Source organism: Massilia paldalensis (assembly GCF_044901715.1).
GTDB lineage: Bacteria > Pseudomonadota > Gammaproteobacteria > Burkholderiales > Burkholderiaceae_D > Telluria > Telluria paldalensis.
Genome location: NZ_JBJCIU010000001.1, coordinates 1,163,698 through 1,189,349, shown reverse-complemented (window position 1 = coordinate 1,189,349; position 25,652 = coordinate 1,163,698). Strand labels below are relative to the sequence as shown.

At 66.6% G+C, this 25,652-nt stretch carries 19 protein-coding genes and 2 riboswitches; of the genes, 7 read left to right on the top strand and 12 right to left on the bottom strand.

From position 1 onward, the window contains the following. Positions 1 to 14 precede the first annotated feature (14 nt). The 4 genes from ligA to smc form a co-directional block, all read right to left on the bottom strand. The gene (gene ligA / locus ACI1V7_RS05305; protein ID WP_404530695.1) at positions 15 to 2,372 is read right to left on the bottom strand and encodes an NAD-dependent DNA ligase LigA; all 2,358 of its coding nucleotides are present in this window, start codon (positions 2,370 to 2,372) and stop codon (positions 15 to 17) included. Positions 2,373 to 2,379: 7 nt separating this feature from the next. Then, on the bottom strand, positions 2,380 to 3,609 hold the full coding sequence (locus ACI1V7_RS05300) for a cell division protein ZipA C-terminal FtsZ-binding domain-containing protein (RefSeq protein ID WP_404530694.1): 1,230 nt from the start codon (positions 3,607 to 3,609) through the stop codon (positions 2,380 to 2,382). A gap of 395 nt (positions 3,610 to 4,004) precedes the next feature. Continuing rightward, a complete protein-coding gene (locus ACI1V7_RS05295) occupies positions 4,005 to 5,528 on the bottom strand; it encodes a catalase (RefSeq protein ID WP_404530693.1) in 1,524 nt (507 codons plus the stop codon). A gap of 210 nt (positions 5,529 to 5,738) precedes the next feature. Continuing rightward, complete coding sequence (gene smc / locus ACI1V7_RS05290; RefSeq protein ID WP_404530692.1) at positions 5,739 to 9,251, bottom strand: chromosome segregation protein SMC; 3,513 nt, start codon at positions 9,249 to 9,251, stop codon at positions 5,739 to 5,741. Between smc and ACI1V7_RS05285 the strand changes: the two genes are divergently transcribed. Then, positions 9,199 to 9,528, top strand: coding sequence for a hypothetical protein (locus ACI1V7_RS05285; RefSeq protein ID WP_404531575.1), 330 nt, complete (start codon positions 9,199 to 9,201; stop codon positions 9,526 to 9,528). The genes smc and ACI1V7_RS05285 overlap by 53 nt on opposite strands. A gap of 43 nt (positions 9,529 to 9,571) precedes the next feature. Here ACI1V7_RS05285 and ACI1V7_RS05280 read toward each other — a convergent pair whose 3' ends face one another. Further along, positions 9,572 to 10,240: a phosphatase PAP2 family protein gene (locus ACI1V7_RS05280; RefSeq protein ID WP_404530691.1), complete on the bottom strand. Its 669-nt coding sequence runs from the start codon at positions 10,238 to 10,240 to the stop codon at positions 9,572 to 9,574. A 392-nt stretch (positions 10,241 to 10,632) separates the two neighbouring features. On the opposite strand from ACI1V7_RS05280, the gene ACI1V7_RS05275 reads away from it, so the two are divergent. After that, positions 10,633 to 10,944, top strand: coding sequence for a hypothetical protein (locus ACI1V7_RS05275; protein ID WP_404530690.1), 312 nt, complete (start codon positions 10,633 to 10,635; stop codon positions 10,942 to 10,944). Between the two features lie 189 nt (positions 10,945 to 11,133). Here ACI1V7_RS05275 and ACI1V7_RS05270 read toward each other — a convergent pair whose 3' ends face one another. Then, a complete protein-coding gene (locus ACI1V7_RS05270; RefSeq protein ID WP_404530689.1) occupies positions 11,134 to 11,691 on the bottom strand; it encodes a ClpP family protease in 558 nt (185 codons plus the stop codon). Between the two features lie 185 nt (positions 11,692 to 11,876). After that, positions 11,877 to 11,964, top strand: a riboswitch (glycine riboswitch). An 18-nt stretch (positions 11,965 to 11,982) separates the two neighbouring features. Next, positions 11,983 to 12,075: riboswitch (glycine riboswitch) on the top strand. Between the two features lie 54 nt (positions 12,076 to 12,129). Between ACI1V7_RS05270 and gcvT the strand changes: the two genes are divergently transcribed. The 3 genes from gcvT to gcvP all read left to right on the top strand — a co-directional run bounded on the left by gcvT (position 12,130) and on the right by gcvP (position 16,781). Beyond that, on the top strand, positions 12,130 to 13,251 hold the full coding sequence (gene gcvT / locus ACI1V7_RS05265) for a glycine cleavage system aminomethyltransferase GcvT (RefSeq protein WP_404530688.1): 1,122 nt from the start codon (positions 12,130 to 12,132) through the stop codon (positions 13,249 to 13,251). Between the two features lie 64 nt (positions 13,252 to 13,315). Next, complete coding sequence (gcvH, locus tag ACI1V7_RS05260; RefSeq protein WP_404530687.1) at positions 13,316 to 13,696, top strand: glycine cleavage system protein GcvH; 381 nt, start codon at positions 13,316 to 13,318, stop codon at positions 13,694 to 13,696. Positions 13,697 to 13,874: 178 nt separating this feature from the next. After that, the gene (gene gcvP, locus ACI1V7_RS05255) at positions 13,875 to 16,781 is read left to right on the top strand and encodes an aminomethyl-transferring glycine dehydrogenase (RefSeq protein WP_404530686.1); all 2,907 of its coding nucleotides are present in this window, start codon (positions 13,875 to 13,877) and stop codon (positions 16,779 to 16,781) included. 107 nt (positions 16,782 to 16,888) lie between these two features. On the opposite strand, the gene ACI1V7_RS05250 is transcribed toward gcvP, so the two are convergent. After that, a complete protein-coding gene (locus ACI1V7_RS05250; protein ID WP_404530685.1) occupies positions 16,889 to 18,493 on the bottom strand; it encodes a methyl-accepting chemotaxis protein in 1,605 nt (534 codons plus the stop codon). Positions 18,494 to 18,694: 201 nt separating this feature from the next. Here ACI1V7_RS05250 and ACI1V7_RS05245 point away from each other — a divergent pair, with 201 nt between their 5' ends. After that, positions 18,695 to 19,018, top strand: coding sequence for a hypothetical protein (locus tag ACI1V7_RS05245; protein ID WP_404530684.1), 324 nt, complete (start codon positions 18,695 to 18,697; stop codon positions 19,016 to 19,018). 144 nt (positions 19,019 to 19,162) lie between these two features. Here ACI1V7_RS05245 and ACI1V7_RS05240 read toward each other — a convergent pair whose 3' ends face one another. Further along, the gene (locus ACI1V7_RS05240) at positions 19,163 to 20,833 is read right to left on the bottom strand and encodes a peptide chain release factor 3 (protein ID WP_404530683.1); all 1,671 of its coding nucleotides are present in this window, start codon (positions 20,831 to 20,833) and stop codon (positions 19,163 to 19,165) included. A 453-nt stretch (positions 20,834 to 21,286) separates the two neighbouring features. Between ACI1V7_RS05240 and ACI1V7_RS05235 the strand changes: the two genes are divergently transcribed. Continuing rightward, positions 21,287 to 22,099: a Crp/Fnr family transcriptional regulator gene (locus ACI1V7_RS05235; RefSeq protein WP_404530682.1), complete on the top strand. Its 813-nt coding sequence runs from the start codon at positions 21,287 to 21,289 to the stop codon at positions 22,097 to 22,099. On the opposite strand, the gene ACI1V7_RS05230 is transcribed toward ACI1V7_RS05235, so the two are convergent. From ACI1V7_RS05230 to ACI1V7_RS05215, 4 genes are all read right to left on the bottom strand, one after another. Beyond that, positions 22,053 to 23,729 (bottom strand): CHASE3 domain-containing protein, encoded by a 1,677-nt coding sequence (locus ACI1V7_RS05230; protein ID WP_404530681.1) that lies wholly within the window; start codon positions 23,727 to 23,729, stop codon positions 22,053 to 22,055. The genes ACI1V7_RS05235 and ACI1V7_RS05230 overlap by 47 nt on opposite strands. Positions 23,730 to 23,963: 234 nt before the next feature. Further along, positions 23,964 to 24,596 carry a response regulator gene (locus tag ACI1V7_RS05225; RefSeq protein WP_036228513.1) on the bottom strand — a complete coding sequence of 211 codons (633 nt, stop codon included), beginning with the start codon at positions 24,594 to 24,596 and terminating at the stop codon, positions 23,964 to 23,966. A 175-nt stretch (positions 24,597 to 24,771) separates the two neighbouring features. After that, positions 24,772 to 25,182: a MerR family transcriptional regulator gene (locus ACI1V7_RS05220; RefSeq protein ID WP_404530680.1), complete on the bottom strand. Its 411-nt coding sequence runs from the start codon at positions 25,180 to 25,182 to the stop codon at positions 24,772 to 24,774. Positions 25,183 to 25,192: 10 nt separating this feature from the next. Continuing rightward, on the bottom strand, positions 25,193 to 25,561 hold the full coding sequence (locus tag ACI1V7_RS05215; protein WP_290411387.1) for an integration host factor subunit alpha: 369 nt from the start codon (positions 25,559 to 25,561) through the stop codon (positions 25,193 to 25,195). Positions 25,562 to 25,652: the final 91 nt, after the last annotated feature.

Below are 25,652 nucleotides of genomic sequence, written 5' to 3'. Positions count from 1 at the left end.
ATGGTTTCGTATGATTACTTGGACTGTTCCAGCAGGGCCAGCAGCCCCGCCTCGTCGAGCACCGTGACGCCCAGCGCCTCGGCCTTTTCCAGCTTGCTGCCCGCTTCGGCCCCGGCCACGACGTACGAGGTCTTCTTGGACACGGAACCGGACACCTTGCCGCCGGCCGCCTCGATCAGCGCGCCGGCCTGGTCGCGGCTCATCGTCGGCAGCGTGCCGGTCAGGACGAAGGTCTTGCCCGTCAGCGCTCCGGTGGGTGCCGCCTCTTCCTGCGGCAGCGCGTCCTGCAGCTCGCGGCGCAGCGCCACCAGCGCCGCCAGTGCATCGCGGTTCGCCGGCAAGCCCATCCACTGCTCCAGCGCTGCGGCCACCGTCTCCGGCAGGCCGAACACGTCGAACACGCGCAAATCGACCAGCTTGTCGAGCGTGACGCCGGCCAGCAGCTGGCGCGCGCGCGGCTCCGTCATTTTCGGAATCGCCAGCGCGGCCAGCAACTGCACGTCGTCCAGCTTCTCGCGCAGCGCCGCCCTCGGCGCATGCTCCCCCTGCGGGGCGACGCCGGTCTCCAGCAACGCGTTCAGCGCTTGCTGGTTCTTCTCTTCCGCGAAGAAGTCGGCGATGGCCTCGGCCACCGTGCCGCCGATGTCCGGCAGCACGCGCAGCAGCGCGGCCGGCGCGCGGCGCACGAGGGCCAGGCTGCCCAGCCAGTCGGCCAGCGTCTTCGCCGTCGACTCGCCCACGTGGCGGATGCCCAGCGCGAACAGCAGCCGTTCCAGCGGCGGCGCCTTGCTGGCGGCGATCGCCGCGAGCAGGTTGTCGGCCCACTTGGTGGCCACCTTGCCCTGCTTGACCGTCTCGGGCGTGGTGCCGTCGCGTTCGTCCGCGAGGCGCTTCATCTTGAGCAGGTCGTCGAGGGTCAGCTTGTACAGGTCGGCCACGCCGTGGATCAGGTCCGCCTCGACCAGGCTGTCGATGTAGCGGTCGCCCAGGCCCTCGATGTCCATCATGCGGCGGCCGGCGAAGTGGCGGATCGCTTCCTTGCGCTGGGCCGCGCAGGTCAGCCCGCCGGAACAGCGCGCCACGGCCTCGCCCTCTTCGCGCACCACGTGCGAGCCGCACACGGGGCAGGTGGCCGGCAGCTGGTACACGGGGGGCGCCGGCTGCGGGCGGCGCTCCAGCACCACCGACAGCACTTCCGGGATCACGTCGCCGGCGCGGCGCACGACGACCGTGTCGCCCACGCGCACGTCCTTGCGCCTTACCTCGTCCTCGTTGTGCAGCGTCGCGTTGGTAACCGTGACGCCGCCCACCGACACGGGCACGAGGCGCGCGACGGGGGTGATGGCGCCCGTGCGACCCACCTGCACGTCGATGGCCGCCACCTCGGTCAGCGCTTCCTCGGCCGGGAATTTATGGGCGAGCGCGAAGCGCGGCGCGCGCGACACGAAGCCGAGCTGGCGCTGGTCGGCCACGCGGTCGACCTTGTAGACGACGCCGTCGATCTCGTACGGCAGCGACTTGCGGCGCGCGCCGATGTCGCGGAAATAGCCCAGCATGCCCTCGCAACCCTGCACCACGGCGCGTTCCTTCGACACGGGCAAGCCCAGGCGCTCGAACCAGTCCAGCACGGCCGAATGCGATTCCGGCAGCGGCGCCCCTTCCAGCACGCCGATGCCGTAGGCGAAGAAGCGCAGCTTGCGCTGGGCCGTGATGCGCGCGTCGAGCTGGCGCAGGCTGCCGGCGGCCGCGTTGCGGGGATTGGCGAATTCCTTCTGGCCGGCGTCGCGCTGGCGCGCGTTCAGGCGCTCGAAGTCCTCCTTGAACATCAGCACCTCGCCGCGTACCTCGAGCACGGCGGGAATGTCCTTGCCGTGCAGGCGCAGGGGGATGACCTTCACGGTGCGGATGTTCGCCGTGACGTCCTCGCCCGTGTAGCCGTCGCCGCGCGTGGCGGCCTGCACGAACACGCCGTCCTCGTAGCGCAGGCTCATGGCCAGGCCGTCGAACTTCAGCTCGGCCGCATAGTCCACCGCGCGCGGCGTATCGAGGCCGTCGCGCACGCGGCGGTCGAAGTTGTCGATGTCCTCGTCGGAAAAGCCGTTGTTCAGCGACAGCATGGGCACCGCATGCGTCACCTGCTTGAACTCGGGGATCGGCGCGGCGCCCACGCGCGAGGTCGGGGAATCGACCGACACGGCCTGCGGGTATTGTTCTTCCAGCGCCTGCAGCTCGCGGAACAGCTTGTCGTACTCGGCGTCGGGAATGGTCGGCGCGTCGAGCACGTGGTAGTTGTAGATGTGGCGGTTCAGCTCCTCGACCAGCCACGCCATGCGCCCGAGGTCGTCCCGGGGCGGCTTGATTGCCTCGCTCATCGCCACCTCAGCCGAACAGGCGCAGCGCGCGGGTGGAACCGGCCGGGATGTCAGCCGCGTCCATCTCCTGGTAGAACTCGCGCACCTGGCCCGCGATCTCGTCCAGCGTCTCGTCCGACAGCGGCTGGTCGAAGTCGTCGACGATGGTGGCGTCCAGGCGCTGCACGAGGTCGCGCGCGCAGGCGACCATGCGGCCGAAGCCGTCCTTGGCCGGCGCCACGCATGGCACGTCCAGCAGCAGCGTCAGGCGCGGCGTCGTGTCGGCGCCCATGTTGACGTTGGTCGACAGCGTGAACAAGGGGTGGTTGACGTGGCCGTCGGCGTCCGGCATGGCGAACTTGCCGTCCGCGCGCACGTCGAAGCCGGCCGCCTCCAGGGCGCCGACCAGCGTCGACATCGGCCACGGCGCGCCCTTCGAGGCGAGGTTCACGCCCAGCTGGGCGTCGTGGCCCGCGACGAAGCGCTGCAGCGTCTTCGCCTCGCTCATCACCTCGATCATGTCCGGCACTTCCGGCTCGGCGCCGATCTCGTCGCCGACGGCGCGCAGGCGCGTGACCAGTTCCGAGTATTCCAGTTCGTTCAGCGCCGTGGTGCGGGTGGCCAGCTGCACGCCCGCCTGCAGCTTGGTGTACACGCCGCCGTGCACGACCGGTTCCCAGTCGCCGTTGACGGCCAGGCCCACGTAGTGCACCGGCTTGTTGCCGACGCGGCGCAGCTTCAGCAGCGCAGGCAGCGCGCGGTCGCCGCGCAGCGCGCCTTCCACGTTGAGGGGGATGATGCAGTCGATCAGCGGATCGACGAGGTTCTCGGCCAGCTGGGCCGGCGGCGTATCCGGCTTGGCGCCGGGCAGCACGGCGGCGGCGGCCAGCGCGGGATCGCGCGCGGCGGAAGGCGCGGCTGCGGCGCCCGTCGGGGACGACGCGGCGCCCGCCGGCGCGGACGCCGGCGCGGGCGCCGCGTGCGGCTCGTGCACGACCGGTTCGGCCAGCAGGTCCGGGCCGGGCACCAGCGGCTCGGCCGGAGGGACGCCGTCCAGCACCGGCTCGTGGCGCTCGATGTCGGCGTCGAAGCGGGCCGAGGGCGCGGCGCCGCCTCTCATCAGCACGTCGTCGTGGTCCGTCGAGAAGGCGCGTTCGACGCTCTTCCTGGCCTTGTACTCCTGCCACTTGTTGTAACTAATGACGCCGACGACGAAGATGCCGCCGGCGGCGATCAGGCTCATTTGGAAATCTGTCATGCTGCGTGTGCCTCGAATGCGAAATATGCGGCGTACTGCGCGCCCTGCCCTGCATGGCCAGGCAAGGCGTCACCGGCCCGGGCGCATGGGGCCGGGACGATGCAGCGCACGGTTTGTTGTTGTAAATGGTTCTTCAATATCGTTGTCGGTACCGGCAAGCCCCGGCGCCTTCCCGCAGGCGCCGGCAGCGTGAGGGTAGCATGAACGCCGAAGGTCACGGTGCAGTACAGAAACAGGCACGCCCGCGGCCGGATTTTCCGGCCATTCATGCCAAACTGTCCACAAAAGCGCCATGATACCAATTACGGCGCCCCCACGCCACGCGGCCGGACCGCGAACGGAACGAAAAAAGCCACCCCGCGGGGTGGCTCGTCGCTGGCGGCCGTGGACGGCCGTCAGTCCTGCAGTGCCGCGGCCAGGGCGCCGATCTTGTCGCCGCTCACGCCGACGGCCTTGGCCAGGCGCTTGCCGTAGTCCGTGTCCGCCTTCCAGAAGTAGGACAGCATGGTGTTCAGGCTGTCCTGGTTCTTCACGCGCTTCAGGTCGCCCGAGAGGTTGACGATCAGGTCGTCACGTTCCTGGGCGCTCAGCGAGCGGTAGAACTCGCCGGCCTGGCGGAAGTTCAGCGTCCTGGCGATGCGCTGCTGCTGGGTGGTGCCGGTCAACGGCAGCTGGCTGCTGCGCGCGTTCGTGTCTTCGACCAGCGCGCCGTCGAGCCGGCTCGGCTGGTAGTTGACGCTGCCCTTGCGGCCCGAGATGTTGCCGGCGCCGTCCTGGTGGTTGTTCGCGACGGGGACCAGCGGGCGGTTGATCGGCAGCGACTGGAAGTTGGCGCCGAGGCGGTGGTGCTGGGTGTCGATGTACGAGAACAGGCGGCCCTGCAGCATGCGGTCTTCCGAGGCCTCGATGCCCGGCACCAGGTTACCCGGCGCCATCGCGACCTGCTCCGTCGCTTCGAAGAAGTTGTCCGGCACCTTGTTCAGCACCATCGTGCCGACCTTGCGCTCCGGGACGCCCGGCCAGACCTTGGTCGCATCCAGCGGGTCGAAGTCGAATTTGCCCATGTCCTTCGGTTCGACGACCTGCACGGTCAGGTCCCACATCGGGAACTTGCCGGCCTTGATCGATTCGTACAGGTCCACGGTGGCGTGGCTGGTGCTCTTGCCCTGCACCAGCGGGATCTCCTGCGGGCGCAGGTTGCGCTCGCCCTGGCGCGACTTCCAGGCGAACTTGGCGTACACGTAGTCGCCCTTCGCATTCACGAGCTTGAGCGCGTGCACGCTGCTGCCGTTCATCTCGCGGTAGCTGGCCGGGGTGCCGTAGTTCGAGTACACGCGGGTCAGCATGGCAGTCGATTCGGGAATGTGGGAGAAGAAGTCGAAGACGCGTTCCGGCTCCTGCACGTTGGTGACGGGATCGGGCTTGAGGGCGTGGATCATGTCCGGGAACTTGATCGCGTCGCGGATGAAGAAGATCGGCAGATTATTGCCGACGAGGTCCCAGTTGCCTTCCTGCGTGTAGAACTTGGTGGCGAAACCGCGCGGATCGCGCGTCGTCTCGGCGCCCGAGCGGCTCGGGATCACGGTGGAGAAGCGCACGAACACGGGAGTGACCGTGCCCTTGGCGAACAGCTTCGCCTTGCTCAGGTCCGACAGGTCGTCGGTAGCGGTAAAGGTGCCGTGCGCGCCCGTGCCCGTCGCATGGACGACGCGCTCGGGAATGCGCTCGCGGTCGAAGCGCTGCAGCTTCTGCACCAGGTGCACGTCCTGCAGCAGGGTCGGACCGTTGGGCCCCGCCGTCTGGCTGTTCTGGTTGTCGCCCACCGGGGCGCCGTTGTCCTTCGTCAGGATCTGCTGCGTCTGCGCGCCTTGCGACAACGCGAGCAGGGCGCTCGCGAGCGTCAGTGCGCACAAGCTCATTCGGCCAATCGACATATTGATCACTCCCATAGATTCAATCTATTGTTTTGCTAAAAGAGATAGCAATATAAATAAATTCTATTGATCGGTGAAGTTGATAGTTACTATCGATGCGATAAATTCTGCACCATTATTGTGCAAATATGATGGATGCCATATTTTGGTGCATGCGCGACGCCGCCGGATGGCGGCGTCAGGAGTGAAGAGAGATCAGGCAGCGGCCAGGTCGGCGGCCGTTTCCATGTCGACGGCCACGATGCGCGAGACGCCCTGCTCCTGCATCGTCACGCCGATCAGCTGGCTGGCCATTTCCATCGCAATCTTGTTGTGCGAGATGAAGAGGAATTGCGTGTGGTCCGACATGCGCTTGACCATGCGGCAGAAGCGTTCCGTGTTCGCATCGTCGAGCGGGGCGTCGACTTCGTCCAGCAGGCAGAACGGCGCCGGATTCAGGCGGAACATGGAGAACACGAGCGCCGTCGCCGTCAGCGCCTTTTCGCCGCCGGACAGCAGGTGGATGGTGGCGTTCTTCTTGCCGGGCGGCTGGGCCATGACCTGCACGCCGGAATCGAGGATCTCCTCGCCCGTCATGACGAGCCGCGCGGTGCCGCCGCCGAACAGGATCGGGAACAGTTCGGAGAAGTGTTCGTTGACGCGGTCGAACGTGTCCTGCAGCAGGTCGCGCGATTCGCGGTCGATCTTGCCGATCGCGCCTTCCAGCGTCGTGATGGCTTCGATGAGGTCGTTGTTCTGCGCGTCCAGGAAGCGCTTGCGCTCCGTGGCCTGCGCCAGCTCCTCGACGGCGGCTAGGTTGACGGCGCCCAGCAGGTTGATGGCGTTGGTCAGGCGCGTGACCTCGCCCTGCAGCCAGGACGGCTTCATGTCCGGGTTCAGCTTCTCCGACAGGGCGGCCTCGTCGGCCTCGGTGGACTTCAGCGCCTCGGCGAACTGCTCCTGGTTCAGGCGTGCGGCCTGTTCCTTCAGCTGCATCTCGGTGATGCGCTCGCGCTGCGGCTGCAGGCTGCGCTCGGCGCCCATGCGCGCTTCCTCCGCCTCGCGCAGCTGCTGGGTGAGCTGGTCCAGTTCGTGGCGCGCATCGGCCAGGGCCTGTTCCTGTTCGCTGCGGCGCGCCAGCAGGTCCTGGAGGCCTTCGGCAGCCGTGCCGGATTCCAGCGCTTCCAGCTCCAGCTTCGCCGCGCCGATCGATTCCAGCACCTGGGCCGCCTGCTGGCCCGCCGTCGCGGCCGTGCGGCGCAATTCCTCGATGCGCGTGCGCTGTGTCTTTTCCGCGAACACGGCTTCCTGGGCCGCGCGCTCCAGCTCGCGCAAGCGCTCGCGCGCGTCGGCCAGCGCCCTCTCCTTTTCCTGGAAATCGACCTGGCCGTCCTCGTGCGCGCCCTGCAGCTCGGCCAGCTCCATGTCCAGTTCCTCGAACTGGGCCTCGGCTTCCGCCTGGGCCTGGCGCTGCTCCGCTTCCTGGGCCGCGATCTCGTCGAGGTCGGCGCCGATCTGGCCGCTGCGCTGGTTGAAGCGGGCCTCGACCTCGGCCTGCTTGACCACGTCGATCTGCAGCGCATGCACTTCGCGCTGCAGCGTGGCGACGCGCTGGCGCCCTTCCTGCAGGCGCCGCTGCAGCTCCGTCACGGCGGCTTCCGCGCGCGCGGCGCGGGTGCGGGCCTCGTCGGCCAGCAGCGCCTGGGCGCGCAACTGCTTGCCGATGTTGTCGATCTCGTGCTGGCGCGCCAGCACCCCGTCCTGTTCGGCATCGGCCGCGTAGAAACGCACGCTGGAGCGCGTGATCAGGTGGCCGTTCGGCGTGACGAAGGCGCCGCCTTCCGGCAGGCGTGCGCGCTGGGCCAGCGCCGTGCCGGGGTCGTCGGCCGCGTACACGCCGTGCAGCCAGTCGTCCAGCAGGCCGCGCAGGCCCGGGTCGTTCAGCTTGAGCAACGTGGCGAACGGCTTCAGGCCGTGGTGGTCCGGCTGCACGGCGGCACCGCTGGCGGGCGTGTAGACGGCCATGCGGGCCGGCGGCGCATCGCCGAAGAAGCCGCGCGCCCAGTCCAGGTTCGAGATCTCGAGCGCGCCCGTGCGTTCGCGCAGCACGGATTCCAGCGCCGTCTCCCAGCCCGCCTCGACGTCCAGCTTCTGCCACAGGCGCGGCAGTTTATCCAGCTCGTGCTTCTGCAGCCAGGGCTGCACCTTGCCCTGGGTCTGCACGCGTTCCTGCAGCTGGCGCAGCGCCGCGAGGCGCGCCTCCAGCTTGGCGTTGGCCGCGTTTTCCTGCGTGACCTGGGCCTGGGCGTCGCGCCGCTCCTGCTCGACGGCCTGCTGGCGGCTCGCGGCCTCTTCCAGTATCAGCGTCTGTTCTTCCAGCGTCAGCTGCTTTTCCTCGAGCTGCATGCGCAGGTTGTCGAGGTGGCCGGCATCCGGCAGGTTCAGGCCCGATCGTTCCTGCTGCAGGCGTTCGCGCCGCGTGGCCAGGTTGGCCAGGATCGAACCGGCATTGCGCTGGTGCGCGGACGCGAGCTCGATGCGCTGCTGGACCTGCATGATGCGCGCGCGCGATTCGCCCGCCCGTTCCTGGGCGGCGCGCCAGGCGGCGTCGAGGTCGGGCAGGCGTTCGTTGTGCGCTTCCACGGCGATCTGCGCCCCTTCGACCCGTGCCGCCAGCTCTTCGAGGCGCATCTCCGCTTCCTCGATCTGCTCCTGGGTCTCCATGGCCTGGTTCTGCCACTGTTCGCGCTGGGCCGTGAGGGTGCCGATCTGGTTCTGCAGGCGCGTGCGCGACTCGACCACGAACTTGATCTGCGCTTCCAGGCTGCCGATTTCCGCATTGGTCTGGTACAGGGCGCCCTGCGCGCCGTGCAGGCGGTCGCCGGTGGCGAAGTGGGCCTGGCGCATGCGCTCCAGTTCCAGCTCCAGGTGGCGCAGCTTCGCGTTCTGTTCTTCCAGGCCCGTCTGCGCCTGTTCCATCTCCTGGAACCAGCGCGCCTGCTCGGCCTTGGCCTCGTTGCGGCGCAGGAGCCACAGCAGCTTCTGCTTTTCTTCCTGGTCGGCCTGCAGCTCGCGGAAGCGGTTCGCCACGGCGGCCTGCGCCTCCAGCTTTTCCAGGTTGGCGTTCAGTTCGCGCAGGATGTCCTCCACGCGCGTCAGGTTCTCGCGCGTGTCGGCCAGGCGGTTTTCCGTCTCGCGGCGGCGCTCCTTGTACTTCGAGACGCCGGCCGCTTCTTCCAGGAACACGCGCAGTTCTTCCGGGCGCGATTCGATGATGCGCGCGATCATGCCCTGGCCGATGATCGCGTAGGCGCGCGGCCCCAGGCCCGTGCCGAGGAAGATGTCCTGGATGTCGCGCCGGCGCACCGGCTGGCCGTTGATGTAGTAGGTCGACGTGCCGTCGCGCGTGAGGGTGCGCTTGACGGCGATCTCGGCGTACTGGCCCCACTGCCCGGCCGCCTTGCCCGCGCTGTTGTCGAACACCAGCTCGACGGAGGCGCGCCCCGCCGGCTTCCTGTGCGTGGAGCCGTTGAAGATCACATCCTGCATCGACTCGCCGCGCAGCTCCGACGCCTTCGATTCGCCCAGCACCCAGCGCACGGCATCGATGATGTTCGACTTGCCGCAGCCATTCGGCCCGACGACGCCGACGAGCTGTCCCGGCACCTGGAAATTGGTGGGATCCACGAAAGACTTAAATCCCGACAATTTGATGGAGGAAAGACGCACGTTTGCTCAGGAGGGCAGAAAACAGGAAAGCCGCATCATACCATTTGCCTCTTGCCGTTTGGCCACAACCTGCACCGCCAAAATTCGGGGTCAGAGCACATTTTCCGGCCAATTCGGGGTCAGAGCACATTTCGAGGAAAGTTCCGCCAATACAGGCTTCGGCGGCGCATCGGCCGAAAGATCCCGCAGCATGGTATTTCTCATCGAACCCGCGTGGGACAACGACGAGGTCGTTTATGTCGATACCCCAGCGCCATTGCCACTAAAAGTGCTCTGACCCCGAATTTCGGTGGAAATGTGCTCTGACCCCGAATTGTCGGTCAGGTGCACAGGTAGTCGAAGCGGATGCGGTCCGGCGTGCACGGCGGTACGTAGGGGCCGCGTGCCGGTTGCCAGTCGCTGCGCAGGTACACGCGGTCGCGGCCCGACAGTTTCAGCGTGGCGGCAGTCAGCCACTGGTGCGAGTTGATGGGGTCGGCGAGCGGCAGCAGCAGCGTGGCGGCCAGCAGGCCCAGCAGCAGCGGCCGGGGCGAGCAGTCGCGCGCCTTCTTCGCGTGGCGGATGAACAGCGCGGCCGTGACGAGACCCAGCGCGCAGCCGGCCAGCGCCTCGCTGGCGGAGTGGGCGCCCGTCTTGACCCGTGCCAGCGCCACCAGCACGCCCAGCACCGCGCCGGCCGCCACGGCGATGCGGCGCAGGCGGCCCCCTTCCCGTTCCAGCAGCAGGAACAGCGCGACGGGAAACACGGCTGCGGCCCGCGTCGCGTGGCCGGAAAAGCCCGTGAAGGCGAGCGAACGGATGCCGACGCCCCAGCCGATGAAGGCTGCCTGGCTGGCGGCCGCCACCACGAGCGCGGCGCCGAACAGCAGGCACCACGCCAGCGCCAGGCGCCAGCAGCGGGCGGCCACCAGCCAGGCAGCGACGGCAATCGCCAGCAGCGCCGTGACGTTCAAGCCGCCCAGCGCGGAAAGATTGGACCAGAGGAGCATGGGATTCGATACGGATGAATGCCGCTCGACTATACCGTAGCCATCGCTCTCGCCCAAGCCGTGCACGCTTCCGCCAATGGGTCCTGCGCAGTAGCTGGCCGAAAATGAACATGCTAAGGATGAGTTAACCCGACAGCAAAAACCGCACCCCACGGGTGCAATGGCGACCATTCGCAAAATAAGTAAATGCGCTTTCTACATTACGTAGAAAAAACGTTCCAAAGGAAATGCCCCTAGTCCTACAAGGGTGCAGGGACCGGTCCGATACCCGTTCTACGGCCGGGCTTGCATCATTGCTTCACCGGAAAACGCTGCAGGCATCAACGTCTGGCGGCATCCGGAAGCAGGACACCGAGCAGGACACTTTACCAATCATATTGAAAGGAAAGATCATGGCTTCGAATCAAAATTCGCGTCCCGGCAACCAAGGCGGCACCCACGAGCAACACGTAAAAGCAGGTCAGCAAAGCCACAAGAATTCCGGCAGCCAGCAGTCGGCATCGTCCGGTTCGGGCTCGCGTTCGGGCGGCGTCCAGGGCGGCACCCACGAGCAGCACGTCAAGGCCGGCCAGCAAAGCCACAAGAATTCCGGCAGCCAGCAATCGGCATCGGCCGGCTCGAGCTCGCAGTCGAGCGGCACCCGCGGCGGCACCCCGGAGCAGCACGCTGCCGCCGGCCGCCAGAGCCACAAGAACTCGCGCTGACGACGGCGCGCCGCGCCCGCGCGGTTGAGCGCTTGCGCCGCCAGACGGACACGGAAAATGCATGAAGCCCGCGCGGCCCAGGCTGCGGCGGGCTTCATGCGTTCGTGCGTCGGCGGTGCGTGGACGCACGCGCCACGGGGACACGCACAGCGTCCCATAGGCCGGCACCCCGCGGTGCCGGCACTCTCCTCAGATATTGCGCAGGCTCGCGCCCTTGGGCGGCGAGAAGTCGCGCACGTCGTCGATCAGGCCGGCGGCCTTGGCATCGCGCGCCGTCAGGTGCAGGTCGCCGTACTGGTGGATGCCCCACTGCTCGGGCGTGAGCTCCACGTGCTTGCGCAGGATCGATTCGGTGCGCGCATCGTCGGCACGCAAGCCTTCGACGATGATGTTGAGCGCATCGGGACGCGAGCCGGGCGACGCCGTCGCATGCGATTTGTGGATCATGAAGCGCGCCGTGTCGCTCGCATAGCGGCGCGTGCCGGACAGGTACAGGATCACGGCGATCGACGCCACCGCCCCGCCGTTGTACATGACGAAGTCGATCGGCGAGGCCGCCATGAAGTTGTACAGGCACAGGCCGTCGCTGACGTAGCCGCCGTTCGATTGCAGCAGCACGTGGGCCGTCTCGATGCCGTCCTCGGTCATGTGGGCGACCGCTTCGAACACGCGGTGCACCATGTCGCTGTTGACGTCGCCCGACAGGGTGAACCACGCTTCCTTTTCGTTTGCTTGATCTTCGCTCATCGTGGGATCTCTTATATAGCAAGGGTCATGGGGGAAGTTTAACAAAACACGCCCTTTTGCCGATGCTGACGCACTGCAATAGTGCGCGGGCTGCCGGATGGAAATCATGGCCGGCCCGGCACCCCGAAATCGGCCTGCCAGGCCCGTTCCGGATTGACTTCCCGGGGCCGCTGACATATGCTTCGCAGTCTTGACCGGGAGAGCGCAGCGCACCGCTGCCGCCGAAGGGGCATCACCCGAAAACTCTCAGGCAAACCGGACCGGTCAAGGGACGCTGCGCGAATGCCGCGGCGGACCAACTCTGGAGAGCGGCCTTGCGGCCCACCGAAGGGGCAGGCGGCACCAGGCCGCTATCTCTCAGGTACCGAGGACAGAGGGGTGCGAACAGCATGCGGCCGGCCGCATGCACGACCCCTATTCACTGTTTGAGGATTTCCCATGACGCTCAAAGCGACCCCGCTCAATTCCGCTCACCGCAACGCTGGCGCCAAGATGGTCGACTTCGGCGGCTGGGACATGCCCGTCAACTACGGTTCGCAGATCCAGGAACACGACGCCGTGCGTACCGATGCGGGGATGTTCGACGTCTCGCACATGTGCGTCGTCGACCTCAAGGGCCACAACGTCCGCGCCTTCCTGCGCCACCTGCTGGCCAACAACGTCGACAAGCTGCAGGTCCCGGGCAAGGCGCTGTACTCGTGCATGCTGAACCCGCAGGGCGGCGTCATCGACGACCTCATCGTCTACTTCTTCGACGAGACCTGGTTCCGCCTGGTCGTCAACGCCGGCACGGCCGAGAAGGACATCGCCTGGATCCGCGAGCGCAACGAGACGTCGCAATCGGGCCTGGAAATCACCCCCCGCCGCGCCGACCTGTCGGACGACGGCATCGCCCTCGTCGCCGTACAGGGCCCGAACGCCCGCGCCAAGTTCTGGGACGTCGTGCCCGTCACCCGCGCCGCATCGGAAGGCCTCAAACCCTTCAACGCCGTCATCGTGAAGGACACCCCGTTCGGCGAACTGATGGTCGCGCGCACCGGCTACACGGGCGAGGACGGCTTCGAGATCGGCGTCGCCGCGACCCAGGTCGAAGCGCTGTGGAATGCGCTGGCCGCCGCGGGCGTCAAGCCGGCCGGCCTGGGCGCGCGCGACACGCTGCGCCTGGAAGCGGGCATGAACCTGTACGGCCAGGACATGGACGATACCGTGTCGCCGCTGGACGCGGGCCTGGCCTGGACCGTCGACCTGGTGTCGGAGCGCGACTTCATCGGCAAGGACGCCCTGCAGCGCGGCCAGCACCAGCAATTCGTCGGCCTGATCCTGCGCGAGAAAGGCGGCATCCTGCGCGCCCACCAGAAGGTGGTGGCCGCCTCGGGCAATGCCGGCGAGATCACCAGCGGCACCTTCAGCCCCTCGATGCAGCAGGCGATCGCGCTGGCGCGCGTGCCGATGGACGTGCAGGTGGGCGACACCGTGCACGTGGAGATCCGCGACAAGAAACTGGCCGCTTCCGTGGTCAAGCTGCCGTTCGTGCGTAACGGCAAAATCCTGGCCGTTTGAAGCATCTCGGCCCGAAAAGAACAAACTATACTTACCGCACCATCCCCTCATTAGGAGTCTACGCATGAACATCCCGGCCGACCTGAAGTACACCGAGTCCCACGAGTGGGTCCGTCAAGAAGCCGACGGCACCCTGACCGTCGGCATCACCGAATACGCACAGGATGCGCTGGGCGACATCGTGTTCGTCGAACTGCCGCAGGTCGGCAAGACCTTCACCGCCGGCGACGACGCCGCCGTGGTGGAATCGGTGAAAGCCGCCAGCGACATCTACGCGCCGGTGTCCGGCACCGTGGTCGCCGTCAACCAGCCGACCGCCGACGCGCCGGACTCGATCAACGCCGACGCCTACAGCGCCTGGCTGTTCAAGCTGCAGCCGTCGGACCCGGCCGCGATCAACAACCTGCTGGACGCCGCCGCCTACGGCAAGACCACCGAAGGCTGATCGCCGTGAACGAGCGCGCCTGCGGGCGCGCTTGTCGTTTGTACCACTGAATCTGTAACACCGTAGGGTGGGCATCCTATGCCCACCATGCCAACGTAACGCATACGCCGCAGGTGGGCACGTGGTGCCCACCCTACGCGGTTCGCTCGCCCTCGACTTCTCTTTTTCTGCTGCCACCATGACCCGCACCAGCCTGACCCAACTCGAAGCACGCGACGGCTTCATCCCGCGCCACATCGGCCCGTCCGAATCCGAACAGGCAGCCATGCTGTCCGCCCTCGGCTACGACACGCGCGCCGCGCTGATCGACGCCGTCGTTCCCGCCAACATCCGCCGCAAGGACAAGCTGGATCTGGGCCAGTTCTTCGATCCGCTGCCCGAGCAGTCCGCGCTGGCCAAGCTGAAGGCCATCGCCGCGCAGAACAAGGTCATGAAGTCGATGATCGGCCAGGGCTACTACGGCACCCACACCCCGCCCGTCATCCTGCGCAACATCTTCGAGAACCCGGCCTGGTACACCGCCTACACGCCGTACCAGCCGGAGATCTCGCAGGGCCGCCTGGAAGCGATCCTGAACTTCCAGCAGGTCATCACCGACCTGACCGGCATGGGCATCGCCAACGCCTCGATGCTGGACGAAGGCACCGCCGCCGCCGAAGCCATGACGCTGATCCAGCGCGTGGGCAAGTCGGCCTCGAAGGTGTTCTACGTGGCAGACGACGTGCTGCCGCAGACGCTGGAAGTGGTGCAGACCCGCGCCAAGCCGATCGGCGTCGAAGTACGCACCATCGCCGCCGCCGACATCGAGAACCTGACGGAAACCTGCTTCGGCGTGCTGCTGCAGTACCCGGGCGTGAACGGCGACGTGCGCGACTACCGCGCCGCCTGCGAGAAGCTGCATGCCGCCGGCGCCATGATCGTCGTCGCCGCCGACCTGCTGGCGCTGACCGTCCTGACCCCGCCGGGCGAATGGGGCGCCGACGTCGTCGTCGGCAACAGCCAGCGCTTCGGCGTGCCGCTCGGTTTCGGCGGCCCGCACGCCGGCTACCTGGCTACCCGCGACGAATTCAAGCGCAGCATGGCTGGCCGCCTGGCCGGCGTCACCATCGACGCCCAGGGCAACAAGGCCTTCCGCCTGGCGCTGCAGACCCGCGAACAGCACATCCGCCGCGAAAAGGCGACCTCGAACATCTGCACCGCGCAGGTGCTGCTGGCCGTGATGGCCTCGATGTACGCCATCTACCACGGCCCGAAAGGCCTGGAGCAGATCGCCCGCCGCGTGCACCGCTACACGGGCATCGTCGCCGGCGCGCTGCAGCAGCTGGGCTACCAGCTCGCCAACGAGACCTACTTCGACACGCTGACCGTCGCCGCCGCGAACGCCGACGAGATCCACCGCATCGCGAACGAGCACGGCATCAACCTGCGCCGCATCGACGGCGGCAACGTCGGCCTGTCGCTGGACGAGACCACCACGCGCGACGACGTCGCCACCCTGCTGGCCGTCTTCGCCAAGGCTGCCGGCAAGGATGCCGCGTTCGATATCGACGGCCTGGACAAGGATGCCGCCGACGCCTTCCCGGCTGCCCTGTCGCGCAGCAGCGCCTACCTGACGCACCCGACCTTCCACCGCTACCACGCCGAGCATGAGATGCTGCGCTACCTGCGCGCGCTGGCCGACAAGGACCTGGCGCTGGACCGCACCATGATCCCGCTGGGTTCGTGCACGATGAAGCTGAACTCGACCTCGGAAATGATCCCGGTTACCTGGCCCGAGTTCTCCAGCATCCACCCGTTCGCACCGGAAGACCAGACCGTCGGCTATCGCGAGATGATCGGCCAGCTGGAAGCCATGCTGTGCGCCGTCACCGGCTATGCCGGCGTGTCGCTGCAGCCGAACGCCGGCTCGCAAGGCGAGTACGCGGGCCTGCTGATCATCAAGAAGTACCATGAGTCACGCGGCGAAGGCCACCGCAACATCTGCCTGATCCCGTCGTCGGCGCACGGCACCAACCCCGCATCGGCCAATATGGTCGGCATGCAGGTCGTGGTCACCGCCTGCGACGAGAACGGCAACGTCGACCTGGAGGACCTGAAGAAGAAGGCCGAGCAGCACAGCGCCAACCTGGCCTGCGTGATGGTCACCTACCCGTCCACCCACGGCGTGTTCGAGGAAGGCATCAAGGAACTGTGCGAGATCGTGCATGCGCACGGCGGCCAGGTCTACGTGGACGGCGCCAACATGAACGCGCTGGTCGGCGTGGCCGGTCCGGGCCTGTTCGGCGGCGACGTCAGCCACCTGAACCTGCACAAGACCTTCTGCATCCCGCACGGCGGCGGCGGCCCGGGCGTCGGTCCGGTCGCGGTGGCGGCGCACCTCGTCCCCTTCCTGCCAAACCAGGCATCGACCGGTTACTCGCGCGGTGACGCATTTACCGAAACCGGCATCGGCGCCGTCAGCTCGGCCGCCTACGGCTCGGCCTCGATCCTGCCGATCTCGTGGATGTACATCGCGATGATGGGCGCCGAAGGCCTGACGATGGCGACCGAGATGGCGATCCTGAACGCCAACTACATCGCGCGCCGCCTGGCGCCGCACTACCCGGTGCTGTACACGGGCGAAGGCGGCCTGGTCGCGCACGAGTGCATCATCGACCTGCGCCCGCTGCAGGATGCCACCGGCATCAGCAACGAGGACGTCGCCAAGCGCCTGATGGACTTCGGCTTCCACGCGCCGACCATGAGCTTCCCGGTCCCGGGCACGCTGATGATCGAGCCGACCGAGTCCGAGTCGAAGGCGGAGCTGGACCGCTTTATCGAGGCGATGATCACCATCCACGCCGAGATCGTGAAGGTCGAGCGCGGCGAGTACGACCGCATGGACAACCCGCTGAAGGGCGCGCCGCACACGGCGGAGGTGGTCACCGCCGACGACTGGCAGCACACCTACACCCGTGAAGTCGCCGCCTTCCCGGTGCCGTCGCTGCGCAAGAAGAAGTACTGGCCGCCGGTCGGCCGCGCCGACAACGCCTACGGCGACCGCAACCTGTTCTGCGGTTGCGCGCCGATCAGCGACTACGAGTAATCGTACTGTCGTAGGGTGGGCGCCATGTGCCCACCTTGACGTTGGCGGTCCGCACGCGTTTGGTGGGCACGTGGTGCCCACCCTACGGTTTTCGAGGCCCTTTGCTTTTACGAATCGTCCAGCCCGCGGCTGCTCGCCAGCCGCAGGTAGGGATGTCCGGCCCTGCCGGGACGCCCGTCACCCTCGGGCGTTCCCGGCGGGGCCGTTTCTTTTTCGGGTGGCGGCTGCACCGCTTCGTCCAGGCGGAACGTGGCCACGGCGCGCGACAGCGCCAGCGCCTGCTGCTGCAGGCCGCGCGCGGCCAGCGCCGCCTCTTCCACCAGGCGCGAGCCCTGGCGCGTCATCTCGTCCATGCGCACGATGGCCTGGTTGACCCCGAGCAGGTCGCGCGCGCGCTCGCTGCTCGCGCTGCCGATCCTGCCCACGATGTCCCCCACCTCTTCCACCGAACTGGCCAGGTCGGCCATGCGCGAGCCCGCGTCCAGCGCGCGCGCCGTGCCGTCGTCGATGGCGCCGACGGCGCCGCGGGCAAGGTCGCCCACTTCGCGCGCGGCACGCCGGGCTTCGCCCAGCGCCGGTGCGCCGCCCGCGAGGTCGGCGCGGGCCAGCGCGGACTCGATGCGCGCGCCGACCGTTTCCAGGCGCAGGGCCGTGCGGCGCACGGCTTCCATCGTCGCCACCAGCCCGTGCACGGTGCCGCCGCCGTGCTGGGCCGCCAGCGCGGCGTTCTCCGCCAGGCGCGTGGCCGCATGGGCGCTGTCGGCGTTGTCGTGCATGGTCGCGGCCAGCTCGCGCATCGCGCCGGCCGTGCGCTCGAGCGAATCGCGCACGCCCGCGCGCGGCGGCAGGCTGCCGCGGCCCAGCACGATCTCGCGCGAGGCCGAGCCGATCGAGCGGGCCGACTCCAGGATCGTGCGGAGGGTGCCGTTCAGGTGGCGGATGCTGGCATCGAGCGCGCGCGAGGTGGCGGCGATCTCGTCCTGCCCGTCCAGGCGCGGCCGGATCGTCAGGTCGCCGCTCGCCAGGCCCCGCACGACGGCCTCGATCGCCCCGACCTCGGCCAGCAGCGAGCGGCGCACGGCGATCGTGATCGCCAGCGACGCCGCCACCGCCAGCGCGACCACGAGCGGCATCAGCATCGACATCAGGCGGAAATCGTCCTGGGCGCGTGCCGACGCCTGCTCGGACAGGTCCTGTTCGCGCTGGGCGAGCTCGGTCAGGCGCAGCGCGACGATGGCGAACGCGCGCTCGGCCTTGGACATGGCGTTGGCGCCGATCGACTGGTCGATGGGGACGATCTCGAGCACGTCGCGCACGGCGGCCACGTACAGGCCCCAGGCGGCGCGCGCTTCCTCGACGCTGCGGCGCTCGTCCGGGCTGTCGCCCGTCATCTGCTGCAGGGCAGCGAAGCCGCGGTCGATGGCGGCATGCTGGGCGCGCACGTCGGCAACGAGCGGCTCGATGCGGGCGGGCGCGAAGCTGCCGCCCGTCCAGGTCAGCGCCTGGTAGGCCTGGGCGTGGGCGCGCTGGCTGGAGACCACGAGCTCGGCGGCGGCGCGCAGGTGGACGGCGCGCTGGCCGACGATCGTGTCGAGCGATTCGTTCTGGCGTACCATCGCGTAATAGGCGTCGCTCGACAGCAGCACCAGCGGCACCAGCACGGCGCCGGGCGCGAGCAGCAGCTTGGGACCGATGCGCAGGCGCGCCAGCATGCTAGCGCGCCGCGCCCGGCAGCGCGGCCAGGCAGGAAGGGACTGGGATTGCTGCGAGCGTCATTGGCGTCTCCTGAATGCGGATACCCTGTCGTCTGGATGGCGCAGGGCAATGTTTCAGACGTGCATTGAAGCAATTTACGCGGATGCGTGTTCGCCCCTTTGGGCTAGCGCAAATCCGAGGACATACCAAGGAAGCAGATGAAGAGAAACGTCATTGGCGCGCTGTTGTCGGCCCTCGTTTTCCCGGGCACGGGCCAGTTCTACCTGCACCGGCGCGGCCGCGGCTGGCTGCTGCTGCTCATCGCCGCCGGTGCCGCCATCGTGTATGCGGATTTCGCCGTCGACCAGGCTACCGCCCTGGCCGACCAGGTGCTGGCGGGCAGCGTGCCGCTCGATCCGGCGGCCATCTCGGCGCGCCTGGAAGCGGCGCCCACGCCGCTGCCGGAAACGGTCGCCGGGATCGTGTTCGCCGCCTGCTGGATCGGCGGCATCGTGGAAGCGCTGCTCGTGCGCGAGCGCTGAGCGCACCGGAGGGGCGCCGACGCACGCGCAGGGAGGTTCCGTCGCCGCATCGCGCGGCAGACGGCATCGTTTCGGTGCGGGGAAAAAGTCTGCGGCAGGGTGAACGGCGCAGCCGTCCACCCCAGGCCGACGCTGGCGGCAGGATCAGTCCAGCTTGGCCGCGTGCTCGCGCGTCGCGTGGAACTGCAGTTTCGGCCAGCGCTCCTGCGTCAGGCGCAGGTTCACGCCCGAGGTGGCCAGGTAGGCCAGGTTGCCGGCCGCGTCGTAGGCGACGTTGTGGGCCAGCGCCTGCTCGAAGTCGGCCAGCGACTTCTTGTCGTCGCTGGAGACCCAGCGCGCGCTGCTGATGCTGCTGCCCTCGAACACGGCATCGACGCCATATTCGTTGAGCAGGCGGCTCGCCACCACCTCGAACTGCAGCACGCCGACGGCGCCCAGGATCAGGTCGCTGCCCATGACGGGCTTGAACACCTGCACGGCGCCCTCCTCGCCCAGCTGCTGCAAGCCCTTGTGGAGCTGCTTGGTCTTGAGCGGGTTGCGGATGCGCACGGTGCGGAACAGGTCCGGCGCGAAGTACGGGATGCCCGTGAAGGTCAGCACTTCGCCTTCCGAGAAGCTGTCGCCGATCTGCATGTTGCCGTGGTTGGGGAGGCCGATGATGTCGCCCGCGTAGGCTTCCTCGACCTGCTCGCGCGACGAGGCCATGAAGGTCACGACGGACGAGAGTTTCACTTCACGGCCCAGGCGCAGGTGCTTGACCTTCATGCCCTTCTCGAAGCGTCCCGAGCACACGCGCAGGAAGGCGATGCGGTCGCGGTGGGCCGGGTCCATATTGGCCTGGATCTTGAAGACGAAGCCCGAGAACGGCTGCTCTTCCGGCTTGACGGCGCGCACGGTGGCATCGCGCTCGCGCGGCGCCGGGGCCCATTCGATCAGCGCCGACAGGATCTCGCGCACGCCGAAGTTGTTGATGGCGGAGCCGAAGAACACGGGCGTCTGCACGCCGGACAGGAACCGCTCCAGGTCGAACGGATGCGAGGCGCCGTGCACCAGCTCCACTTCCATCTTGAGCTGTTCCATCTCCAGCGGGAACATCTCGTGCAGCTTCGGATTGTCGATGCCCTTGATGATCTCGTAGGCGCCGTCGGCCTTTTCCTCGCCCGCCTTGAACAGCATCACTTCGTCGTTCAGCAGGTGGTACACGCCGCGGAAGTTCTTGCCCATGCCGATCGGCCAGGTCACGGGCGCGCACTCGATCTTGAGCACCGATTCCACTTCGTCCAGCAGTTCGAGCGGGTCGCGGGTTTCGCGGTCGAGCTTGTTCATGAAGGTGACGATCGGCGTGTCGCGCATGCGGCAGACGTCGAGCAGCTTGATGGTCTGCGATTCGACACCCTTGGCCGCGTCGATCACCATCAGCGCCGAGTCGACGGCGGTGAGCACGCGGTAGGTGTCTTCCGAGAAGTCCTGGTGGCCCGGGGTGTCCAGCAGGTTGATGACGTGGTCGCGGAATTCGAACTGCATCACCGACGACGCGACGGAGATGCCGCGCTGCTTCTCGATGTCCATCCAGTCGGACGTCGCGTGGCGTCCGCTCTTGCGGCCCTTGACGGTGCCGGCCAGCTGGATCGCGCCCGAGAACAGCAGGAGCTTCTCGGTCAGCGTCGTCTTGCCGGCGTCGGGGTGGGAAATGATGCCGAAAGTGCGGCGGCGCGCGACTTCGCGCGCGATGACGGCGGCCGGCTTGGAGGCCGGTACGGCGGCTTCCGCGGCCGCGTCGTCGTCGGGAGGGTATGCTGCGGTTTCGTTGGACATGGTTTCGCCCTGGAGGCGCATTGCAAAACGGTCGATTTTACCGAGTCTCGTGCCCCTTGTGTGAAGGATTTCACCGACCTGAGGTAGGAATGCGCTGTAAGATTATTCGGAGTCGACTGATATCGATGCCCACATCACCCCGCGATTCGGCACCCAAAACGTGCTTGCAATCACCGTCCAGAACCCCCGGTTCTGCCGGAATCGAGCGAATTGATGAGCAGGAAAACGATTTAATTTCTTTCTGCCATTTCTCCCTCTCAAGAAATATCGATTTTTCGGTATTCCTCTCTAGTAGGACTGGACTGACAAAACATCCTACGTCGAACCTACATGGGGGCGACGACTAGTCTTATGTTCGGCAGAACACTATGGCATTAATGTACACACATCGCGATGAGGAAACCCATCCAAGCATTCGCCCCAGTGAAGTAGTCAGAGATAACGAGGAACAAAATGAATAACGCTCAACTCGGTGTGGCCGTCCAAAAGCAAGCGCAATCGAACCAGATCCCCACGACCAGCGAAGACATCAAGCTGGCATCCCGCCCGGTAGTGAGCTACAGTGGTACCCAACAGAACGAACTGCTCGCGGCCCTGCCGCGTCCGGACCTGGAAGCCCTGTTCGAACACCTCGAACTGGTTCCGCTGCCTTTCGGCAAAGAGCTGTTCGAATTCGGCAGCAAGCTCGAATACGTCTACTTCCCGACCACCGCCATCGTTTCCCTGCTGTACGTGATGGAAGACGGTGCGACGACCGAGATCGCCGTGGTCGGCCATGAAGGTGCCGTCGGCGTGTCGCTGTTCATGGGCGAGCGCGCCACCTGCAGCGCCGTCGTCCAGAGCGCCGGCTACGGCTACCGCCTCAAGACCCAGTTCCTGCGTGACGCTTTCAACAAGGGCGGCGCCCTGCCCCAGCTGCTGATGCGCTACACCAATGCGCTGTTCGCCCAGATGGCCCAGAACGCCGTCGGTGGCCGCCACAGCTCGATCGAACAGAAACTGTGCCGCTGGCTGCTGGACCGCCTGGACCGCTCGGCCAGCAACGAACTGAAAGTGACCCAGGAACTGATCTCGATCATGCTGGGTGTGCGTCGCGAAAGCATCACGGCCGCTGCCGGCAAGCTGCAGGACGAAGGCCTGATCCAGTACCGCCGCGGCAACATCACCGTGCTGAACCGCCAGGGCCTGGAAGACTACGCCGGCGAATGCTACAAGGTTGCTAAAAGCGAATATGACCGTCTGCTGATGGACGTTGCACGCGCATAAGTGGCGCCGCGCCGCCCCGGGCCGAGATCGGTGCCGGGGCGACGTCCTGTTCACCCGTCCTCTCGCGATCTCGTTCGTCGCTCAGCTGTTCCTTCAGTTCCTGATGCAGTTCACTGATCAGTTGTTCCCGCAGTAGCTTCTCCTCGGCCGATTCGGCCGGCTCGCCCGATCCCGCCACCAGCGCCGACACTGCAAGCACGTCGGCAGGTACGGTTGCACCAGACAGGGCAGCACCCGGCTCGCCGCCCGGCGCCGCCACCGGCACGGCCGCATGCACGCTGGTCCCGATGCCGTTCACGCCCCGCTCCACGCGCAGGCTGCCGCCCAGCAGCGCCGCCCGTTCGCGCATGCCCAGCAGGCCATGCGACTTGGGCCGGCGCATCGCGTCCGGCGGAATGCCGACGCCATCGTCCGAGACTTCCAGCACATACGCCTCGCCTTCGCGCGCCAGGTGCACGACGACGTGCTTCGCCTTGGCGTACTTGGCCACGTTGTTGAGCGATTCCTGGGTGATGCGGAACAGCGCGATCGCCTGCATCGGGCCGGCATCGTCGACGGTGCCCTCGATCAGGGCTTCGCAATCGATGCCCGTGACGCGGCCGAAGTCCTCGCAATAGCTTTCCAGGGCGGCCTGCAAGCCCATATTGTCCAGCAGGCTGGGGCGCAGGCCTTCGATGATGCGGCGTTTCAGCTCCACCGTCTGCACGAGCGTGCCGCGCGCGTGGGCCAGCATGGCGGCCTGCTCCGGATGGCTGTCCTTCAGGTGGTCGCCCACGCTGGCCAGGTGCATGCCGATGGCTGTCAGGTTGGCGCCCATTTCGTCGTGCAGTTCGCGCGCCAGGCGTGCTTTTTCCTCTTCGGACACGCTGATCAGGTGGCGCGACAGCACGGACAACTGCTCGGTGCGCTCGGCCACGAGGGCTTCCAGGTGGTCGTTGGTCTGCTGCAGCGCGTGCTCGGCGTGCAGGCGCGCCCCGAAGCTGCGGCGGATCAGGTTATAGAACAGCACCAGGACGAACAGCGCGGCGAAATTGATGCCCAGGCCCAGCAGTGTCGCCCGGCGGTACTGGTCGTAGAAGGCCGTGGTGCGGGCGGCCAGCAACTCGTTCTGCTCGCCCGTCATGATCACGACCTGCAGGCGGATCTCGTCCATATTGCCGCGGTCTTCCTGGGTCCGGGCGATGGCGATGATGTCGTCCAGGCCGCCATGGCGGTAGACCTCGAGCCCCTGGTTCATCAAGTCCATGCGGCGCGTGACGAGGGTCTGCAGTTGCGTGAGATTCTTTTGCTGGGAAGAGTTATCGGCCAGCAGTTCCTTGAGGATGGTGAACTGCCCACCCAGTTCGCGCTGGGCCGTGCGCAAGGGACCGAGATAGGTGTCGGAGCCGGACAGGAAATAGCCGCGCAGGCCGCTGTCCGCATCGGTGACGAGCAGGTTCACGTACTGGAGCTTGGCCGACACGCGGTCCGCCTGCGCCTGCCGCGTGTTCGCTGCCTTGAGTCCGTCCAGGTTACGGGCCAGGCTGAACGCATTGAGCACGAGGATCAGGACGCACACGACACACAGCAGGGTCTGATAGAGCGGGAGGCTGCGGCCCGGCCTGAACTTGGGGTCGGTGGTGAAGTACATCCTCGAGCGTTCCTTTCGCACAGCATTGCCTAGGCAAATCATTATAGACGTTGGAAAGTTGCCTCGGAGCTCTATTCACCTTTCTTACAAAAAATTGTGGCGTAATGACGACTAGAAAGTAACAATTCCATAAAGAAAAATTCTTCTCGACAACGACCGTTAGTCAATGCATAAACGAAGGGCGATGACGGTTTCCCATCATCGCCCCCGCGGTCGCTCGCCCGGCAGAACCGGTCAGTCGAGCAGATTGTTCTTCATGGCGTAATAGGTCAGGTCGCTGTTCGACTGCAGACCCATTTTTTCCATGATGCGGGTACGGTAGGTGGACACGGTCTTGATCGACAGCGACAGCGCATTGCCGATGTCGGACACGGTTGCCCCCTTGGCCAGGCGCAGGAACACCTGGAATTCGCGGTCCGACAGCTCCGTGTGCAGGGCCGTGTTGGGATCGCGGTCGAAACTCTGGGCCAGCAGTTCGCCGACCTGGGAACTGACGTAGCGGCGGCCCTGGTAGACGGTACGCACGGCGGTCTTGAGCTCGTCGGCGTCGCATTCCTTGTTCAGGTAGCCGTTGGCGCCCATCTTGAACAGGTTCAGCGCATATTGCTGTGCCGGATAGCCGGACAGGATCAGCACCGGCAGGTTCGGTTGCCCCTGGCGGATGGTACGCAGGATATCGATGCCGCTCTGGTCGGGCATCGCAATATCCAGCAGCAGCACGTCGCAAATCTCGCGGCGTGCGATATCGAGGGCCTCGCGCCCGGTCGCCCCTTCGGCAACGACTTCGAATTCGCCCGAGGACGAAAAAATCTGTTTGAAACCTGCTCGAACTATCTGGTGATCGTCACAAATGGCAACGCGTATCATTGTCTTCCCTTAAATTTTCCTGAGGCAGGAAAGAACCGAAGCTGACGCCGCATTCCCCCTGCAGGCATGCGTTCGAGTCAGCGACATTCGCAAATGACATTCTAGCACCTCCGAGGTGCAGAACAACAGGAGCACACGCCTGAGCCGTACCGTCCCCGCCGAATGGGCGCGAGTCTCAGGTGGCCGTCGCGCCGTGCTTGAGCAGCGCTAGGATGGCGTGCAGTTCCTCGCGCAGTTCGGCCGGATCGACGGTTGGCACCGGCGCCGGGGCCGGTACCGCTTCGGCACCCTCTTCTTGATGGCTGCGGCCGTCGAGCCGGTTGCGCGCGCCGCTGATCGTGAAGCCCTGCTCGTACAGCAGCTCACGGATGCGCCGGATCAGCAGCACTTCATGGTGCTGGTAGTAACGGCGGTTACCTCGGCGTTTGACAGGCTTCAGCTGAGTAAATTCCTGTTCCCAGTAACGCAGGACATGCGGCTTGACCCCACACAAATCGCTGACCTCGCCTATCGTGAAATAGCGCTTGGCCGGAATCGGCGGCAATACGGTCATTTCCATCTTGTTCGGTCGCTCGTTCTGGGTCATCTCGGCTCAATCAGGCTGCACGCGCCAGCGAGGGGCTGCCGGAACCGGCCGGATTCGCCTCCTCGACCATGCCTTTCAGCTTCTGGCTGGCGTGGAAGGTCACGACGCGGCGCGCCGTGATGGGGATTTCTTCCCCGGTTTTCGGATTGCGTCCCGGCCGTTGCGGCTTGTCGCGCAACTGGAAGTTGCCGAAGCCGGACAGCTTGACCGCTTCGCCGCGCTCGAGCGCGTTGCGGATTTCATCGAAGAAGGTTTCGACCATGTCCTTGGCTTCGCGCTTGTTCAAGCCGACCTGCTCGAAGAGCAGCTCGGCCAGCTCGGCCTTGGTCAGGGTCGGGAGTGCCTGCTCCGCTTCCTTGCGCACCTTGGCCACCTGCATTGCACGATGCAGATCGGCGGCCAGCGCTTCCTGGAACACGGCGGTGTCGACGTCGTTGTTGTTAATTTTGCTGCCTCAGACAGTGTTTTGG